Raw genomic sequence first — 17,529 nt, 5'->3', positions numbered from 1 at the left:
TGCGTAGACACGCGTTTCCGGCGGAAGGTTGCCGTCCGGGGCGGGCCGGGCAAAGGGGACAGTCGTTCGCAGAACGGTGTGCGTCCCCGTGCCCGGCCCCCTTACGACACCACGTCCTTGCGGGCGAAGCCGCGGAAGGCGAGTGCGGTGAGCACCAGCGCGTAGGACACCGAGACCGAGGCGCCCTGGAGCATCCCGGACCACTCCGTCTGGGGTTGGAGCGCGTCCGCCCATGCGTACTGCCAGTGGGCGGGCAGCACCGCGCGCCAGTCGCCGAGCGCGGTGACCTGGTCGAGGACGTTGCCGACGATGGTCAGCCCGACGGCGCCGCCGACCGCGCCCAGCGGTGCGTCGGTCACCGTGGACAGCCAGAACGCCAGCGCCGCGGTGACCAGTTGGCCGACGAAGACGTAGCCGGTCACCACGGCCAGCCGCAGCACCGCGTCGCCCGGGGCGAGCGCGCCGCCGGTGGGCAGCTGGAGCGGACCCCAGCCGTACGCGGCGGTGCCCACTGCCAGGGCGACCAGCGGCAGCAGCAGCATCGCGGCGGCGCTGAACACCAACCCCACGGTGAGTTTGCTCAGCAGCAGCCGGGCCCGCGGCACCGGCGCGGCGAGCAGGTAGCGCAGCGAGGACCAGCTGGCCTCGGAGGCGACGGTGTCCCCGCAGAACAGCGCGACCGGCACCACCAGCAGGAAGCCGGCGGAGACGAACAGTGCGGTGGCGGCGAAGTTGCCGCCGGAGGCGGTGGCGGTGGCCATCAGGCTGATCCGGCCGGTGTTGCGGGTGCCGGGGTCGCCGCCGATCGCGAACGCCGCGACGAGGACGAACGGCAGCAGCGTCAGGATCGCGGCGATCACCAGGGTGCGGCGCCGTAGGAGTTGGCGGCGGGCCTCGACGCGCAGCGGCAGGGTGCGCCGGGCGCGGTAGCCGGGCGCCGCCGCCGGGGTGGTGGCGGTCATCGTCCGTCTCCTTGGATCAGGGTGAGGAAGGCGTCCTCCAGGCGGCGGTGCGGGCCGACGCGGTGCACCGGGACTTCCAGCCGGAGCAGTTCGGCCAGCAGCTGCGGGGTGCCGTCGGGGGCGGTGAGCCGGATCAGCAGGCCCTCGTCGGCGCGGGCCGCGAAGGCCACGCCGGGCAGCGCGCCGACCTTCTCCACCAGTGCGTCGGGGAGCGGCGCGGCGGCGCCGACGTCGATCAGCACGGTGTCGCCGGAGCCCACGATGTCGCCGACCGGGCCGGCCTGGACGAGCCGGCCGCGGTCCATGACGACCAGGTGGGTGCAGCTCTGCTCGACCTCGGACAGCAGGTGGCTGGAGACGATGACGGTGCGTCCGGCCGCGGCGTAGCGGATCATCACCTCGCGCATCTCGCGGATCTGCGGCGGGTCCAGGCCGTTGGTCGGCTCGTCGAGGATCAGCAGGTCCGGCAGGCCGAGCATGGCCTGGGCGAGGGCGAGGCGTTGCCGCATGCCCTGCGAGTAGGTGCGGACCGCGCGCTCCAGGGCGTCGCCCAGTCCGGCGATCTCCAGCGCCTCCTCGGTGTGTGCGTCGGCGGCGGGGCGGCCGGTCGCCTGCCAGTACAGGTCGAGGTTGGCCCGGCCGGACAGGTGCGGCAGGAAGCCGGCGCCCTCGACGAACGCGCCGACCCGCGACAGCACCGGCGCGCCCGGCCGGATGGCCTGGCCGAACACCCGGACCTCGCCGCCGTCCGGGCGGATCAGGCCCATCAGCATCCGCAGGGTGGTGGTTTTTCCGGCGCCGTTGGGCCCCAACAGGCCCAATACCTGGCCGCGTTCGACGCGGAAGGTCAGGTCCCGGACGGCGTACCGGTCGGTGGACTTGGCGTAGCGCTTGCTCAGGTCGGTGATCTTCAGCGGGACGTCGGCCAGGGCCGGGTCGGGGGCGGGCGCCGCGGTCCTGCGGCGGGCGGTGAGCAGCAGCAGCGCGGCCACCACCGCGGCGGCCGCGGGCAGCGTCCAGGTCCAGGCGGGCAGCGGGGCGGCGGCGCTGCGCACCTCGGGCGCGGTGGGCACGTCGAGGGTCCCGGTGGTCGCCGGGGCGTGGGTGGGGGTGCCGCCGGCCAGGGAGACGGTGTAGGTGGCGGGCGCGGCCGGGGTGGCGTAGCCCAGGTCGGTGGCGGCGAGCACCAGGCGCAGCCGGTGGCCGGCGGCGAAGTCGTGGTCGACGGTGGGCAGGTGGAGCCGCACGGTCCGGCCGTCCCGGGCCCCTTCGACGCGGTATGGAGTGACCAGTTGGGACGGCAGCAGTTGGCGCCGGCCGTCCGGGGCGACGTCGTAGAGCTTGGCGAAGAACACCGCGTCGGGGGAGCTGGACCGGATCCGCACGGTGGTGGTGGGGCTGCCGGTGAGGTGGACGGAGGTGCGCAGCGGGGCGGAGTCGAAGTGGGCGTACTGGCCGGGGAAGTCGAGGGAGAGGCCGCCGGCGCCGAGGGCGGAGAGGTTGCCGAGGGCGCCGACTCCGGGGACGGCGGAGATCGCGGGTGGGGCGGCGCCGGCGGGGTTGGCGAAGCGCTGTTCCCGGCCGGTCAGCGGAACGGGGCGCGGGTCGTGGTCCAGGCCCGGGTAGCGGTCGGCGCTCGCGCCGCGGAGCCGTACGGTGCCGGCGGTGGAGTCCACTCCTCCGGTGCGGCTGACCCGGAACGCGGGCCCGGTGGCGGCGTGTTGGTCGCCCTTGAGGTAGCGGTCGAACCAGGCTGTGGTGCGTGCGGTGAGCCGGGTGGTCTCCCGGTCGCCGCCGTCGTGTCCGCCGGCGATCCAGTCGACGGCGACGGGTGCGCCGTTGTGGCGGAGGGCCCGGGCCGTGGCGTCGGCCTGGTCGAGGGGGAACAGCGAGTCGGTCTGGCCCTGCATGAGGAGGGTGGGCACCTTGATGCGGTCGGCGACGGCGGAGGGGCTGCGGGCCTCCAGGAGCCGGCGGGCCGCGGCGTCCGGTGTTCCGCTGACCGCGACCCGTTCGTACATCGCGCAGAGCGCGGGCTGGAAACGCCCGCAGCCGCCGGCGGAGACGGACGGGTCGGATGAGCCGGATGAGCCGGATGAGCCGGGCGAAGTGGCGGGGGTGGACGGGGTGGTGGGCGCGGCGGTGGCGGTGCCCGAGGTGCCGGTGGGAGAACCCGCCGTGCCGGTGGGGGAACCTGCCGTGCCGGTGGGGGAACCTGCCGTGCCGGTGGTGAAGAAGATCCCGGCCCACAGCTTCTTGAACACCCCGTTGGGGAAGAGGGCGTCGGCGAGGTTCCAGTAGGTGATCTGCGGGGCGATGGCGTCCACCCGCGGATCGTGGCCGGCGGCCAGCAGGGCGATGGCGCCGCCGTACGAGGCGCCGGCGATGCCCACGCGCGGGTCGCCGGGCTTGTCGAGCCGCACCTCGGGGCGCTTGGCGAGCCAGTCGATCAGCCGGCTGACGTCGGCGACCTCGGCGTCCGGGTCGTTCAGTCCGATCTTGCCGGTGGACCTGCCGAAACCGCGCGCCGACCAGGTCAGCACCGCATAGCCGTCCCGGGCCAGTTGCTCGGCCTCGGTACGGACGTCGGTCTTGCTGCCGCCGAAGCCGTGGCCGAGGAGGACCGCGGGCCGGCGGCCGCCGGTGTCGCCCCCCGCGGTGAAGAAGGAGGTGTCGATCCGCACCGTCCGGGTGCCGCCGGGCGTCTCGGGCATCGTCAGGACGTGGTCCTCGCGGTGCACGGTGGGCGGGGTGTCCGCGGCGGCGGCCGCCCAGGTGCCGCCTCCTATGAGGAGGGCCAGCGCGCCCACGGTGGCGTAGAGCCGGCGCCCGCGCAGTCGGAGATCCATAGCTGAATCCTAGGGAGCGGTCCGGGCGGGCGGCCCGTCCCGGGGGCGGAACTGCGCGCCCTCCCGGCGCAGTAGCCCCCGCCGGGCCCGTACCGCGTCCGTGGTACGGGCCCGGCGAGGGCTACCCCGCCGGTGTCGCCGCGGTCAGTACTGCGGCGGGCCGAAACCGCCCTGCGGGGGCTGCGGCGGCTGCGGAACGCCGGGCGGCATGGGCGGGCCGCCGACCGGGGGCATCGGCGGCGGGCCGGGCTGCTGCCAGCCGGCCGGCGGCGGGCCCGCGGGACCCGGTACAAAGCCGGGTGCGGCGAAGGCCAGTGCCGGGGACGGCGGCTGCCAGGCGGGCGCGACCGGTTCGCCGCGGACCATCAGCGCGACCAGCACCAGCGAACCGAGCAGATCCAGCGCCACTTGGGCGCAGATGATGACGCTCAGGCCCGGCATCTGCTTGCTCATCTCGGCGAGATCGCCGGAGCCGAAGAACCAGGCGATCGTCAGCAGGGCGTTGGGCAGCAGGGCGATGGCCAGGCCGAGGGAGAGACCGCGGGCCGCGCAGCCGCGGGTCAGGGAGTTGAGGCCGGCGATCGCGGTCAGCAGCAGGAACACCACCGCGTACCAGCCGGGGGCGAGCGACAGCAGCGAGGTCAGCACGCCCTTGCCCAGGTAGAACGTGGTGACGTACCCGGTGCCGCCCTGCACCAGCATGTAGACCTGGTAGACGACGTAGCACAGCGCCATCGCGCCGAGCACCAGACCACCGATCACGCCGGCGGCCTTGCCCGGGCGGGCCGGCGGCTCGCTGGGTGCCGGGCGCGGCCAGGAACGCATCCCGGCGAGCAGCACGACGCCGGCGACCAGGGTCAGCAGGAACAGCGGCAGGGCGCTGAGGAAGACCCCGTCGAAGGTGGCGGTGCCGGTCTCGGCACTGCTGAACCAGCGGTCGTCGCTGGTGTGGTTGCCGACGCTGATCAGGGCCTGGAGGGCGGTGGCGAAGGTGACGGTGGTGGCCACGGCCAGCAGCCCGCCGGCCGAGCGACGGCCCGCGAACGCGGCGATGGCGGCGGCCAGTTGGAGCAGGCAGAAGCCCAGTTGGACGGGGTTGGTGACCGCGTTGACGCCCGGCCGTCGGCTACCGGCCCAGCTGCCGAAGAGGTCGGCCACGCCGAACGCGCCGATGTCGACGACGAGCCAGTACGCCGTCCACGAGAAGAACAGCAGACAGAGGATGCCCCCCGTGATCCGCGCGCCCTTGGCCAGCGCCATGCCTTGTGCCATCTCATCCCCCGTTGTGTTGGTGCCGCGCCGCCGGCCTCCGGCGGCGCGAGGAGCACCGTAGCAACGCCCGTCCGCGGGGTCTCCCTCGGGCGGCGGCCCGTTGCCGCGGGTATGCGGACTCCCTGCCGGCGGGGGTCCGGCAGGGAGTCCGGGCGGAAGCGCCCGTGAGGGGGGCGCCCCGCCGGCCGGGATCCTGGGCGTCGCTCAGTGGTTGCTCGGGAAGCCCAGGTTGATGCCGCCGTCGGCAGGGTCGGGCCAGCGGGTGGTGACGACCTTGCCGCGGGTGTAGAAGTGCACGCCGTCGTTGCCGTAGATGTGGTGGTCGCCGAAGAGCGAGTCCTTCCAACCGCCGAAGGAGTGGTAGCCCACCGGGACCGGGATCGGCACGTTCACGCCGACCATGCCGGCCTCGACCTCCAGCTGGAAGCGGCGGGCCGCACCGCCGTCCCGGGTGAAGATCGCGGTGCCGTTGCCCCACGGCGAGGAGTTCATCAGCTCGATGGCCTGCTCGTAGGTCTCGACGCGGACGACCGAGAGCACCGGGCCGAAGATCTCGTCGCGGTAGGCGTCCATCTCCGGCGTGACGTTGTCGAGCAGCGAGACGCCGATCCAGTGGCCGTCCTCGTGGCCCTCGACGGTGTAGCCGGTGCCGTCGATGACGACGTCGGCTCCCTGGGCGGCGGCACCGGTGACGTACGAGGCGACCTTGTCGCGGTGGGCCTTGGTGATCAGCGGACCCATCTCGGAGGCCGGGTCGTCGCCGGGGCCGATGCGCAGCTTGTCGGCGCGCTCCTTGATCTTGCCGATCAGCGGGTCGGCGGTGTCACCGACGGCGACGACCACGGAGATCGCCATGCAGCGCTCACCGGCCGAACCGTACGCGGCGTTGATCGCGGAGTCGGCGGCCAGGTCGAGGTCGGCGTCCGGGAGGACCAGCATGTGGTTCTTGGCGCCGCCCAGCGCCTGGACGCGCTTGCCGTTGGCGGTGCCGGTGGTGTGGATGTACCGGGCGATGGGGGTGGAGCCCACGAAGGAGACGGCGGCGACGTCCGGGTGCGTGAGGAGCGCGTCGACGGCCACCTTGTCGCCGTTGACGATGTTCAGCACGCCGTCGGGCAGGCCCGCCTCGGCGGCCAGCTCGGCCAGCTTGAACGCGGCGCTGGGCACCTTCTCGCTCGGCTTCAGGATGAAGGTGTTGCCGCAGGCGATGGCGATCGGGAACATCCACATCGGGACCATCGCGGGGAAGTTGAACGGCGTGATGCCGGCGACCACGCCCAGCGACTGGCGGATCGAGGCCACGTCCACCCGCGTCGACACCTGGGTGGACAGCTCGCCCTTGAGCTTCTCCGGGATGCCGCAGGCCAGCTCGACGATCTCCAGGCCGCGGGCGACCTCGCCGAGCGCGTCCGAGTGCACCTTGCCGTGCTCGGCGGTGATCAGCCGGGCCAGCTCGTCGCGGTGCGCGTCCACCAGCGCGCGGTACGCGAAGAGCACCGAGGTGCGCTTGGCCAGCGAGCTGGTGCCCCAGCTGCGGTACGCGTCCTTGGCGGCGCGGACCGCGGCGTCGACCTCCTCGACCGAGGCGAAGGCGACCTGCTTCTCCTGGGCGCCGGTGGCCGGGTTGTAGACCGGCCCGAAGTTGCCGGAGACGCCCTCGACGGGCTTCCCGCCGATCCAGTGGTTGATGGTCTTCATGCGAGGGGCCTTTCGTACAGTGCGGCAGAGCGGATGTCAGAGGTGGCGGCGGCGGGCGGCGGCGTGCTCGTCGTACGCCTTGCGGGCGGCGACCGCCGCCGGACGCGTCGCGGTCTCGGCAACGGGTACATCCCACCAGGCCTGGGCCGGCGGCGCGCCCGGCACAGTGTCAGTCGTTTTGGTCTCCACGTAGACACATGTGGGCGCTTTTGCGTCACGCGCCTCGGCGAGCGCGGTGCGCAGCTCGGCGACCGTCTTGGCGCGCAGCACCCGCATCCCCAGTGAGGCGGCGTTGGCGGCGAGATCGACGGGCAGCGGCTCGCCGGTGTACGTGCCGTCCGCGGCGCGGAAGCGGTAGTCGGTGCCGAAGCGCTCGCCGCCGGTCTCCTGGGAGAGGCCGCCGATGGAGGCATAGCCGTGGTTCTGGATAAGGACGAGGGTGATGTTGATGCCCTCCTGGACCGCGGTGACGATTTCTGTGGGGTTCATCAGGTATGTACCGTCGCCGACGAGCGCCCACACCGGGCGGTCGGGAGCGGCCATCCGGACCCCGATCGCGGCCGGGATCTCATAGCCCATACAGGAGTAGCCGTATTCGAGGTGGTACTGCCGGCGGGACCGGGCGCGCCAGAGTTTGTGCAGGTCACCGGGGAGGGAACCGGCGGCGTTGAGGACGATGTCGGATCCGTCGACGAGCGCGTCCAGCGCCCCGAGGACCTGGGTCTGCGACGGCTGCGCGGAGGGGTCGGCGGCCTCGTACGCGGCGTCCACCCGCCGCTCCCAGTCCGCTTTGGCCGCGGCGTACTCCGCCTCGTAGGCGGCGTCCACGCGGTGGCCGGTGAGGGCCTCGCGGAGCGCGTCGAGTCCGGCGCGGGCGTCGGCGACCAGGGCGAGGGCGCCGAGCTTGTGGGAGTCGAAGGCGGCGATGTTGAGGTTGACGAAGCGGACGCCGGGCTCGGCGAAGAGGGTGGCGGAGGCGGTGGTGAAGTCGGTGTAGCGGGTGCCGACGCCGATCACCAGGTCGGCCCGCCGGGCCAGCCCGTCGGCGGTGGCGGTGCCGGTGTGGCCGATGCCGCCGACGTCCGCCGGGTGGTCGTAGCGCAGCGCCCCCTTGCCCGCCTGGGTGGCGGCGACCGGGATGCCGGTGGCCTCGGCGAAGGCCCGCAGCGCCTCCTCGGCCTCGCTGTGGTGGACGCCGCCGCCCGCGACGATCAGCGGCCGGCGGGCCGCCCGGACGGCCCGTACCGCGTCCGCCAGGGCATCGGCGTCGGGCGCGGGCCGGGGCACCCGCCACACCCGGTCGGCGAAGAACTCCACCGGCCAGTCGTACGCCTCGGCCTGCACGTCCTGCGGCAGCGCGAGGGTGACGGCGCCGGTCTCGACCGGGTCGGCGAGCACCCGCATCGCCTGGAGGGCGGCCGGAATCAGCGCCTCGGGCCGGGTGACCCGGTCGAAATAGCGGGAGACGGGGCGCAGCGCGTCATTGACCGACACATCGCCGGCGGACGGCACTTCGAGCTGCTGGAGGACCGGATCGGCGGGCCGGGTGGCGAACACGTCGCCGGGCAGCAGCAGCACCGGGAGGCGGTTCACGGTGGCGAGCGCGGCGCCCGTGACGAGGTTGGTGGCCCCCGGCCCGATGGAGGTGGTCACGGCCTGCGCGGAGAGCCGGTCGCACTGGCGGGCGTAGCCCACCGCGGCGTGCACCATGGCCTGTTCGTTGCGCCCCTGGAAGTACGGGAGCTTCGGCGGCCCGTCCGCCGCCCCGCGGGACGCCGCGCCGCCGGACTCCAGCAGCGCCTGCCCGATACCGGCGACGTTGCCGTGCCCGAAGATGCCCCAGCAGGCGGTGATCAGGCGGTGTCGGCGGCCGTCCCGCTCGGTGTACTGGTGGGCGAGGAACTCCACCAGGGCCTGCGCCACGGTCAGCCGACGGGTACCGGCCGCGGCGTCCGTCGCGTCGCTCGTGGGGGCGTGCGCGGGGGCGTGCGCGGGGATGCTCGGGGAGGCGTCCGTCGCATTGCTCGTCGGGTCGTTGGTCTTCGAGTCGTTGCTCTTCGAGTCGTTGGTCGGCGGCTCGTTGGTCGGCGCGGTCATCGCGGATCTCCTGCCGGTGCTTCGTACAGAGGGAGTCGGGGATCGACCGGCTGCTGCGGCCAGGTCGTGCGGATCCAGCCGTGGTCGGGGTGGTCGCAGATCAGCCACTGGCGCTGCTCGCCCGGCCCCGCCATGACGTTGAGGTAGTACATGTCGTGCCCGGGGGCGGCGATGGACGGGCCGTGCCACCCGTCCGGGATCAGCACCGCGTCCCCCGTACGGACCTCGGCGAGGACGTCCGTACCGCGCCCGTGCCCGGAGGGCGTCACCCGCTGATAGCCCAGCCCCGCCGTCCCGTGGGCGGCCGCGATCTCGAAGTAGTAGATCTCTTCGAGCTCGGACTCCTCCCCGGGACGGCACTCGTCGTGCTTGTGCGGCGGATACGACGACCAGTTGCCACCGGGGGTGAGCACTTCCACCGCGATCAGCCGGTCGCAGTCGAACACGCCGGCCGCACCGAAGTTGTTGACCTGCCGCGAGCAGGTGCCGGTGCCGCGCAGCTCCACGGGCACGTCGGACGCGGCGCCATAACGGGCGGGCAGCCGGCGCTCGCAGCGCGCCCCGGTGAGCGCGAACCGCCCGCCGCCCGGACTGGCGATCCGGACCTGCGCGTCCCGCGGCACGTACGCGAAGTCCGTCACTCCGCTGAACACGCTCTCCCGACCGGTCAGTTCGAACGTCCCGCCTCCGGGGCCGTCGGTCCGGACCGTGCAGCCGCCGGAGAGCGGCAGCACGATCCATTCGCTGTCGCCGGTCGCGAAGGAGTGGTCGCCGCCCGGCGACAGGTCGAGGATCCGCAGGGAGGAGTAGCCCCAGCCGGCCTTCTCCGGCGAGACGTCGAGGGCGTACGGACCGTCGGCGGCACGGCCCGCCGTGAGGTGGAAGGAAGAGGTGGGGGTGGGGGCGGAGGTGGGGGTGGGGGCGGAGGTGGAGGTGGAGTTGGACGTGGGGCTAACGGTGGCGGGCTCGGTGGCGGACTCGTCGATCCCGTCGTGCGGTGTGTCGTGCCCGCGGGAGGTGTGGGTATCTGCGAACTCGGCGCTCATGACTGCAAGTCTCCTACTCGCCACTGACAGTGAGGTTCTCCGGCGGCGTGGCGCCGGGATCGGACCGTTCGCCCCGACGGCATCGCCCCGGCGTCAGGGCCCGTCCGACCGTCCGGCCCTGATCCACCGGACGGGCTCTAGAGCAGCCCCACGGCGGTGTCGACCGCGGCCGCCACATCGCCGTCCGCCGGATAGAGGAGCGAGCGGCCGACGACCAGGCCGTGCACGGTCGGCAGCCGGAGTGCCTTGCGCCATTTCTCGTAGGCGGCTTCCTGCTCGTGCACCGTCCCGCCGACGTCGCCACCGAGGAGGACGACGGGCAGGGTGGAGGTCTCGCAGACCCGGGCCATCGCGTCGGGGTCGTCGGTGACCGGGAGCTTCAACCAGGTGTAGGCGGACGTACCGCCGAGCCCGGAGGCGATGGCGACGGAACGGGTGACGGCGTCCGGGCTGAGGTCGTTGCGGACCACGCCGTCTATCCGCCGGGAGAGGAACGGTTCGACGAACGTGGGGAGTCCGCGTTCCGCCATCGCGTCGATGGCGCGGGCGGTGGCCTCCAGGGTGGTCAGCGAACCGGGGTCGTCGTAATCGATGCGCAGCAGCAGCTTGCCCGCGTCGAAGCGGAGTCGGGCGATGTCCTGGGGGCGGTGGCCGGTGAACCGGTCGTCCATCTCGAAGGCGGCGCCCGCGATCCCGCCGCGGTTCATGGAGCCCATGACGACCTTGCCTTCGAGGGCGCCGAGCAGCAGCAGGTCCTCCAGGATGTCGGCGGTGGCCAGTACTCCGTCGACACCGGGCCGGGACAGCGCCAGGACCAGCCGTTCGAGCAGGTCCAGGCGGTTTGCCATGGCCAGTTGGCGGTCACCGACGGCGAGCGCGCCGCGGGCCGGATGGTCGGCGGCGACGATCATCAGCCGGCCGCTGTCGCCGAGCAGCGGGCGACGGGTGCGGCGGGCGGCGGCCTCCGCGACGGCTTCGGGATGCCGGGCCCGTAGCGCCGGGAGGTCACTGATCCGAGGAGTCAAGGCTCAACTCACCTTCTTGAGGGCACGAGTGGGGCGGGCTTGGGGCGGGAGCGGGCATGGGGTGCGGCGGAAGCGGGGCGGGCCCACGAGGAGTCCGGTCAGCGCCCCGCGAGGAACTCCTCGACCTCGTCGGCCGTCGGCATCGCGGACGAACACGCCAGCCGGGAGGCGACGATCGCCCCGGCGGCATTGGCGTAACGCATCATCGGCGCCAACTCCCGGCCGGCCAACAGCCCGTGGCACAACGACCCGCCGAACGCGTCCCCGGCGCCGAGCCCGTTGACCACCTCGACGGGGGTGGGCGGCACCTCGGCGGAGCGCCCGTCCCGGTGGACGGCGAGGACACCCTTCGGCCCCTGTTTGATGACGGCCAGTTCCACGCCCATGTCGAGCAGCGCCTCGGCGCAGGCTTTCGGGTCCCGCAGGCCGGTGGCGACCTCGGCCTCGTCGACGTTCCCGACCGCGACCGTCGCATGCTTCAGCGCGGCCTCGTAGTACGGCCGCGCGGAGGCCATCGCGGCCGCACCGGTCGCCCCGCCGTCCCCGGAGGCGCCGCCCTCCCCGCCCCAGAACATCGGCCGCCAGTCCAGGTCGAAGACCGTGGCGCCCTTACGGTCACGGGCTTCCAGTGCGGCCAAAGTGGCGCCGCGGCTCGGCTCCTCGCACAGTCCGGTGCCGGTGACCCAGAAGATCCGGGCCGCGGAGATGGCCTCCAGGTCCAGTTCCTCGGGGTGAATGACCAGGTCGGGGGCCTTGGGGCGGCGGTAGAAGTAGAGCGGGAAATCGTCCGGCGGGAAGATCTCGCAGAACGTCACCGGTGTGGGGAGGCCCGCCACCGGGGTCACCCAACGGTCATCGACACCGAAGTCGCGCAGCGCCTGGTGGAGGTACTCCCCGAACGGGTCCCGCCCGGTGCGGGTGATGACGGCGGTGCGGCGGCCCAGTCGGGCGGCCGCCACCGCCACATTGGTGGCGGACCCACCGACGAACTTCCCGAACGTCTCCACCTGGGCGAGCGACACCCCGGTCTGCAACGGGTAGATGTCCACCCCGATGCGCCCCATGGTGATCAGGTCGTACGGCTCGGTCATAGACGCCCCTTCGGGTCGCCCGGCGCGACGGTGGGACTCCCCCGGCTCAAGCGAAGTCGAAAGCCTGGGGGAGGCCGGCACGGCGGGTCGGTCGATCGGAACCGGCTCTCCCCGCCGGCTCCAGCTCCGACCAAAGGTCTAACGGGCGCACCCAAACCCTGTCAACACTTTGTCCTTACATTATGACGTCACCCACTCCACCTCAGCCACCAATCCCGCCCACCAATCCCCCCTCCCTCACCCCTCCCCCCGCCCCTCTCCGCCCTCCCCTCCCTCCTCCAAGTCATTAAGTCCTTATGTCAGGACGAAGTCTTGACACTCCCCAGGGCGGCAGAGAGGCTGTGCCCACAACCCACCCCAGCGCCTCCCGGTCACCGCCGACCGGCGAGAGGAGAGCCGCAGCATGTCCGTACCCCGTGCCGCCTCGCCCGTTCTGGACCGCCTCCGCATCGGTTCCGCCCCGGACTCCTGGGGCGTCTGGTTCCCCGACGACGCGCAGCAAGTCCCCTGGCAGCGCTTCCTGGACGAGGTCGCCGAAGCCGGCTACGAGTGGATCGAACTCGGCCCGTACGGCTACCTGCCCACCGACCCCGCCGCCCTGCGCGAGGAGACCACCCGCCGCGGCCTCAAGGTCTCGGCCGGCACCATCTTCACCTCGATGCACCACGGCCCGTCCGTCTGGGACAAGACCTGGGCGCACGTCACCGAGGTCGCCACCCTCACCCAGGCGATGGGCGCCCAGCACCTCGTCGTCATCCCCTCCTTCTGGCGGGACGACAAGACCGCCGAGATCATCGAGCCGCCCGAGCTGACCGTCGAGCAGTGGAAGCACCTGACCACCGGCATGGAGCGGCTGGGCAAGCGGGTCCGCGACGAGTTCGGGCTGGACATCGTCGTCCACCCGCACGCCGACACCCACATCGACACCGAGGAGCACGTCGAGCGCTTCCTCGACGTCACCGACTCCGACCTGGTCAACCTCTGCCTGGACACCGGCCACTACGCCTACTGCGGCGGCGACAGCGTCAAGCTGATCCGCACCTACGGCGAGCGGATCGGGTACCTCCACCTCAAGCAGGTGGACCCGGACATCCTCAGCGACGTCGTCGCCAAGGGCACCCCGTTCGGCCCGGCCGTCCAACAGGGCGTGATGTGCGAGCCGCCGCTGGGCGTCCCGGCGCTGCCGCCCGTCCTGGAAGCCGCCCAGGAACTGAACGTCGACCTCTTCGCCATCGTCGAGCAGGACATGTACCCGTGCCCACCCGACCAGCCGTTCCCGATCGCCCAGCGGACGCGCCGCTTCCTGCGGTCCTGTGGGGCGTGAGTGATTCTCGGTGTACGGGCGGCGTGTGCCAGGAACGGCATGCGGGCCTGCGCACGGAGGAACGGCGTGCGTCAGCGACAGCATGCGTCAGCGTGACGAAGGGCTTGAGGGACGACATGGGTGAGACGAGGGACGACATGGGCGAGATGGGTGAGATGAGCGAGATCGGTGAGATGAGCGTGGCGGGCGTGGCGGGATCGAAGGAGACGCGGGGGACGTTGGGCGTTGCGGTCATCGGGACCGGTCGCATGGGCGCCGACCATGTGCGGCGCATCAACGACGTGATCAGTGGGGCCAGGGTCGCGGCAGTGGCCGACATCGACTCCGACCGGGCGGAGCGGTTCGCCAAGGGCATCGAGGGCGCCACCGCCTACACCGATCCGGCCGCCGCCATGGACGACCCCGGAGTGGACGCCGTACTGATCGCCTCACCGGGCCCGGCCCATGAGGCGGCACTGCTCGACGCCTTCGCCCGCGACCTGCCGGTGTTGTGCGAGAAGCCGCTGACCCCGGACGCCGCCTCCGCGCTGCGGATCCTGGAAGCCGAGCAGAAGCTGGGCCACCGCCGCGTCCAGGTGGGGTTCATGCGCCGCTACGACGCCGGCTACCGCTCCCTCAAGTCCCTGCTCGACGAAGAGACTTACGGCCGTCCGCTCCTGCTGCACAACAAGCACCGCAACGCCGACACCCCACCCGGCTTCACCAACGCGATGATGATCAACGACTCGGTGGTGCACGAGATCGACGTGACGCGCTGGCTGCTCGGCGAGGAGATCACGGCCGTACGGGTCCTCCGCCCGGCACCCACCGGCAACGCGCCGGAGGGGCTGAGCGACCCGCAGCTGATCCTGTTCGAGACGGCGGGCGGCCAGGTCGTGGACACCGAACTCTTCGTCAACTGCGGCTTCGGCTACCAGGTCAGCTGCGAGGCGGTCTGCGAGGGCGGTACCGCCCGGATCGGCGACGACCACGGGGTGTTCGTCAACACCGCGGGCCGGTGGGGCGGCACCATCCCCCCCGGCTTCGTGGAACGTTTCGAGGACGCGTACGACCGGCAGGTACAGCGCTGGGTGGACGCCACCCGACGCGGCGAGGTCGAGGGCCCCAGCTGCTGGGACGGCTATGCGGCGGCCGCGGTGTGCGAGGCGGGCGTCCTGGCACAGGCAACCGGGGATCGGGTCGTGGTCGAGTTGATCGAGCGGCCGGATCTCTATCGGTGAACTGGCGAATCGATGAATCGATGAATCGATGAATTAGCGAATTGGCGCTCCGATGAAGCGGTGAAGACCCGTAGTTGAGCATTCCTTGCGACTGGTGCGCGTTGTCCGACCGGCCTTGGGTCGTGGTCGTTTCCCTTGCCCACGGCCGGTCCCGCTTGCCTCCTCGCCTTGTCACACCTTCGGCCCGCCGCCCCTTCAACGGCCATCGCACTGCCCAGCCGCCCCCCGTCATCGCTTTACCGAGTCACCAAGTCCTTGAGCGCTTGAGTCCTTAAGTCATCGAGCCCTTGAGTTATCGAGCCCTTGAATCTTTGCGCTATCGACCCAACCCCGTGAGCAATCAAGCCACCGAAAGGCCGCACCATGTGTACCGCGCACGGTCCCCGCATGCCCTACGGGCCAGCGTTTTCGGGAATGGCTCCCGAGTCGCCGGTCCTGCCACCGTTTCTGCCGCCCACCCCCTCATCGCCCCTCCCCTCGCCCTTCTCGTCGTCCGACCGGATAGGTGAGCCGGTGGGCGTGGCCCTCAGGGTGCCGGTGCATGGCGCCACGGCGAACGGGAGTTGACGATGGCAGCTCCGACCAGTCGGCCCGCGTCCCCCGGTGAGCGCAACCCTGACCACGGCGACAGCCATGACAACGACCGCAACCACAGCCACAGCCACGACCAGGAGCAGGGACAGGGACAGGGACAGGGGCAGACCAACGTCCGCCCCGAGACCCCGACCCCGCCCCCGCCCCTGACCGCCAAGCGCTTCATCATCGCCATCGCCGCCATCGCGGCGCTCGGCGGTGCCCTGTTCGGCTACGACACCGGGGTGGTCTCGGGCGCGCTCCCCTTCATGGAGGGGCACTTCGGCCTCACCTCCCTCAGTGAGGGCGTCATCACCAGCGCGCTGCTGATCGGCGCGGCCTTCGGCTCGCTGGCCGGCGGGCGGATGGCCGACACGCTGGGGCGGCGCAACTCGCTGCTGTGGGCGGGCGCGGTGTTCATCGGCGGGGCGGTGGCGGTCGCGCTGGCGCCGACCGTGCCGTTCATGACCGTCGCGCGCTTCGTGCTGGGCCTCGCCGTGGGCAGCGCCTCCGTCATCACCCCGCTCTACCTCTCCGAGATCGCGCCCTCGCACATCCGTGGCCGGCTGGTCTCGTTCAACTCCCTGATGATCGTCAGCGGTCAGTTGCTGGCGTACCTCATCAACGCCGTGCTGGCCCATTGGGAGGCGTGGCGCTGGATGCTGGGACTGGCCGCGCTGCCCGCGGTGGCGCTGTTCCTCGGCGTCCTCTTCCTGCCCGATACGCCGCGCTGGTACATCAGCCGGGGGCGGCAGGACGAGGCTGCCGCGGTGCTGCGCCGTACGCTGGTCGCCGACGACGTCCCGGACGAGCTCGCCCGTATCCAGCAGGCCCGCCATCTGGAGACCGATGCGCAGAGCGGCGCATGGCAAGAACTCCAACTCCCCTGGGTGCGACGGCTGCTGCTGATCGGCATCGGGCTGGCGATCGTCCAGCAGATCACCGGGGTCAACGCGGTCATCTACTTCGCTCCCAAGATCCTGGCGACGACCGGCCTGGGTACCAATGCGGCGATCACCGCCACCATCGCGATCGGCGCCATCTCGGTCATCGCCACCGCGATCGGCATGTCCCTGATCGACCGGGTGGGCCGGCGCCCCATGCTCCTCTGGGGACTGTCCGGGATGACGGTGTCACTGGCCCTGCTGGGCGCGGCGTTCCACCTGCCGCACTCCACCGGCGTCAGCTACCTGGTGCTCGGCCTGATGGTCCTCTACATGGGCTTCATGCAGGCGACCCTCAACACCGGTGTCTGGCTGCTGCTCGCCGAAATGTTCCCGCTGAAGGTACGCGGGCTGGCCATGGGTGCGGCGGTGTTCGTGATGTGGCTGGTCAACTTCGGGATCGCGTTGGTCTTCCCGTTGCTACTCGACGCGGTCGGCGCCGGCGTCACGTTCTGGCTCTTCGGCGCGATGTGCGTACTCTCGCTGGTCTTCTGCAAGCGGTACGCGCCGGAGACGAAGGGGCTGGCGCTGGAGGACCTGGAGCAGGAGCTCCGGAAGACCGCGAACGAGTCCGCCCCGGGCACTGCCACGGAGGGATGAATCGGCTTCCCCTCGCGCAAACGGGTGCGCTCACATCCAACGCATCCAACGGGGGAAGCAATGGAATTCGTGAAAGCCAACGAAAAGGCCCTGGAAAAGCGCGACGAAGAACTCGGCGGGCAAGCCACCGACGCGGACTTCGCCACAGCTACGAAAGCAATCACGGGAACGGGAACGACAACGGGAGCGGGAGCGGGAGCGCGAACGGGAGCGGGAGCTCGAACGGGAGCGCGAACGACCGCAGCGGCGGGAGCGGGAGTAGAGACCGTTCGGAGTGTCGGTCGGGGTATCGGTCGGGCCGTCCGGCGCGCGGGCGTCCTCGCGGCGGCCGCGGGCCTGGTCACCGCCGGGCTGCTTGCCGACCCGGCGTCGGCCACCGCGTCGGCCACCGCGACGGCCGGGCGGGACGACTCCACTCGACCCGCCACACTGGCCGCCTGCGCGTTCTACGGCGGAAACGCCCTCACCGTCTACGGTCAGCACGGTGACCCGGTCAAGCAAGTGCAGTGCCTCCTGGCGAACCGCCACTACCTGACCTGGCAGGACGTGACCGGCTCCTTCGGGACGAAGACCCGGACCGCGGTGACGAAGCTCCAGACCAAGCACCACCTACCCGCCAACGGCAAGGTCGACAAGAAGACCTGGCAAGCGCTGTATTCCTAGTTCCTGATTCCTGATCCTTGATCCCTGGATCCCGAATCCCGAATCCCGCCTGGTTTGCCCGCGGCCGCCCGCTACTGCCCACCTACACCCGTCCCCGGCGCTCGGGGCGTTCGACGGACTGTCCGGCTCGTCCCATTGGTGTCACATCCGTCCCTCCCCTGTTAC

Annotated in this window: 12 protein-coding genes; 4 read left to right on the top strand and 8 right to left on the bottom strand. The window is 71.9% G+C overall.

Annotated elements, in window-relative coordinates; genetic code table 11:
• Window positions 1-101 precede the first annotated feature (101 nt).
• The 8 genes from ACFVT2_RS15720 to iolC form a co-directional block, all read right to left on the bottom strand.
• The gene (locus tag ACFVT2_RS15720; protein WP_390017367.1) at window positions 102-962 is read right to left on the bottom strand and encodes an ABC transporter permease; all 861 of its coding nucleotides are present in this window, start codon (window positions 960-962) and stop codon (window positions 102-104) included.
• The gene (locus ACFVT2_RS15715) at window positions 959-3,811 is read right to left on the bottom strand and encodes an alpha/beta fold hydrolase (protein ID WP_390017365.1); all 2,853 of its coding nucleotides are present in this window, start codon (window positions 3,809-3,811) and stop codon (window positions 959-961) included. The genes ACFVT2_RS15720 and ACFVT2_RS15715 overlap by 4 nt, the downstream gene beginning before the upstream one ends.
• Window positions 3,812-3,955: 144 nt before the next feature.
• Entirely contained in the window at window positions 3,956-5,083 is a 1,128-nt protein-coding gene (locus tag ACFVT2_RS15710; protein WP_390017362.1) for a hypothetical protein, read from the bottom strand.
• A 204-nt stretch (window positions 5,084-5,287) separates the two neighbouring features.
• Entirely contained in the window at window positions 5,288-6,781 is a 1,494-nt protein-coding gene (locus tag ACFVT2_RS15705; RefSeq protein ID WP_390017360.1) for a CoA-acylating methylmalonate-semialdehyde dehydrogenase, read from the bottom strand.
• A gap of 36 nt (window positions 6,782-6,817) precedes the next feature.
• Complete coding sequence (gene iolD, locus ACFVT2_RS15700) at window positions 6,818-8,878, bottom strand: 3D-(3,5/4)-trihydroxycyclohexane-1,2-dione acylhydrolase (decyclizing) (RefSeq protein WP_390017358.1); 2,061 nt, start codon at window positions 8,876-8,878, stop codon at window positions 6,818-6,820.
• Window positions 8,875-9,924, bottom strand: a complete 1,050-nt coding sequence (gene iolB, locus ACFVT2_RS15695) for a 5-deoxy-glucuronate isomerase (protein WP_390017355.1) — start codon at window positions 9,922-9,924, stop codon at window positions 8,875-8,877. The genes iolD and iolB overlap by 4 nt, the downstream gene beginning before the upstream one ends.
• Before the next feature lie 137 nt (window positions 9,925-10,061).
• A complete protein-coding gene (locus ACFVT2_RS15690; protein WP_390017352.1) occupies window positions 10,062-10,949 on the bottom strand; it encodes a deoxyribose-phosphate aldolase in 888 nt (295 codons plus the stop codon).
• Window positions 10,950-11,047: 98 nt separating this feature from the next.
• Window positions 11,048-12,040 carry a 5-dehydro-2-deoxygluconokinase gene (gene iolC / locus ACFVT2_RS15685; protein WP_390017349.1) on the bottom strand — a complete coding sequence of 331 codons (993 nt, stop codon included), beginning with the start codon at window positions 12,038-12,040 and terminating at the stop codon, window positions 11,048-11,050.
• A gap of 403 nt (window positions 12,041-12,443) precedes the next feature.
• On the opposite strand from iolC, the gene ACFVT2_RS15680 reads away from it, so the two are divergent.
• The 4 genes from ACFVT2_RS15680 (at window position 12,444) to ACFVT2_RS15665 (ending at window position 17,364) form a co-directional block, all read left to right on the top strand.
• Window positions 12,444-13,364 (top strand): sugar phosphate isomerase/epimerase family protein, encoded by a 921-nt coding sequence (locus ACFVT2_RS15680; protein WP_390017347.1) that lies wholly within the window; start codon window positions 12,444-12,446, stop codon window positions 13,362-13,364.
• Between the two features lie 173 nt (window positions 13,365-13,537).
• On the top strand, window positions 13,538-14,584 hold the full coding sequence (locus ACFVT2_RS15675; RefSeq protein ID WP_390017479.1) for a Gfo/Idh/MocA family protein: 1,047 nt from the start codon (window positions 13,538-13,540) through the stop codon (window positions 14,582-14,584).
• 569 nt (window positions 14,585-15,153) lie between these two features.
• The gene (locus ACFVT2_RS15670; RefSeq protein ID WP_390017344.1) at window positions 15,154-16,701 is read left to right on the top strand and encodes a sugar porter family MFS transporter; all 1,548 of its coding nucleotides are present in this window, start codon (window positions 15,154-15,156) and stop codon (window positions 16,699-16,701) included.
• 69 nt (window positions 16,702-16,770) lie between these two features.
• A complete protein-coding gene (locus ACFVT2_RS15665) occupies window positions 16,771-17,364 on the top strand; it encodes a peptidoglycan-binding protein (protein ID WP_390017342.1) in 594 nt (197 codons plus the stop codon).
• Window positions 17,365-17,529: the final 165 nt, after the last annotated feature.

Origin of the sequence: Streptomyces sp. NPDC058000 (assembly GCF_042886435.1) — a bacterium.
Taxonomy (GTDB): Bacteria; Actinomycetota; Actinomycetes; order Streptomycetales; family Streptomycetaceae; genus Streptomyces.
The sequence above is the reverse complement of the archived record's forward strand: the minus strand, read 5'-3'. Positions and strand labels throughout refer to the sequence as shown.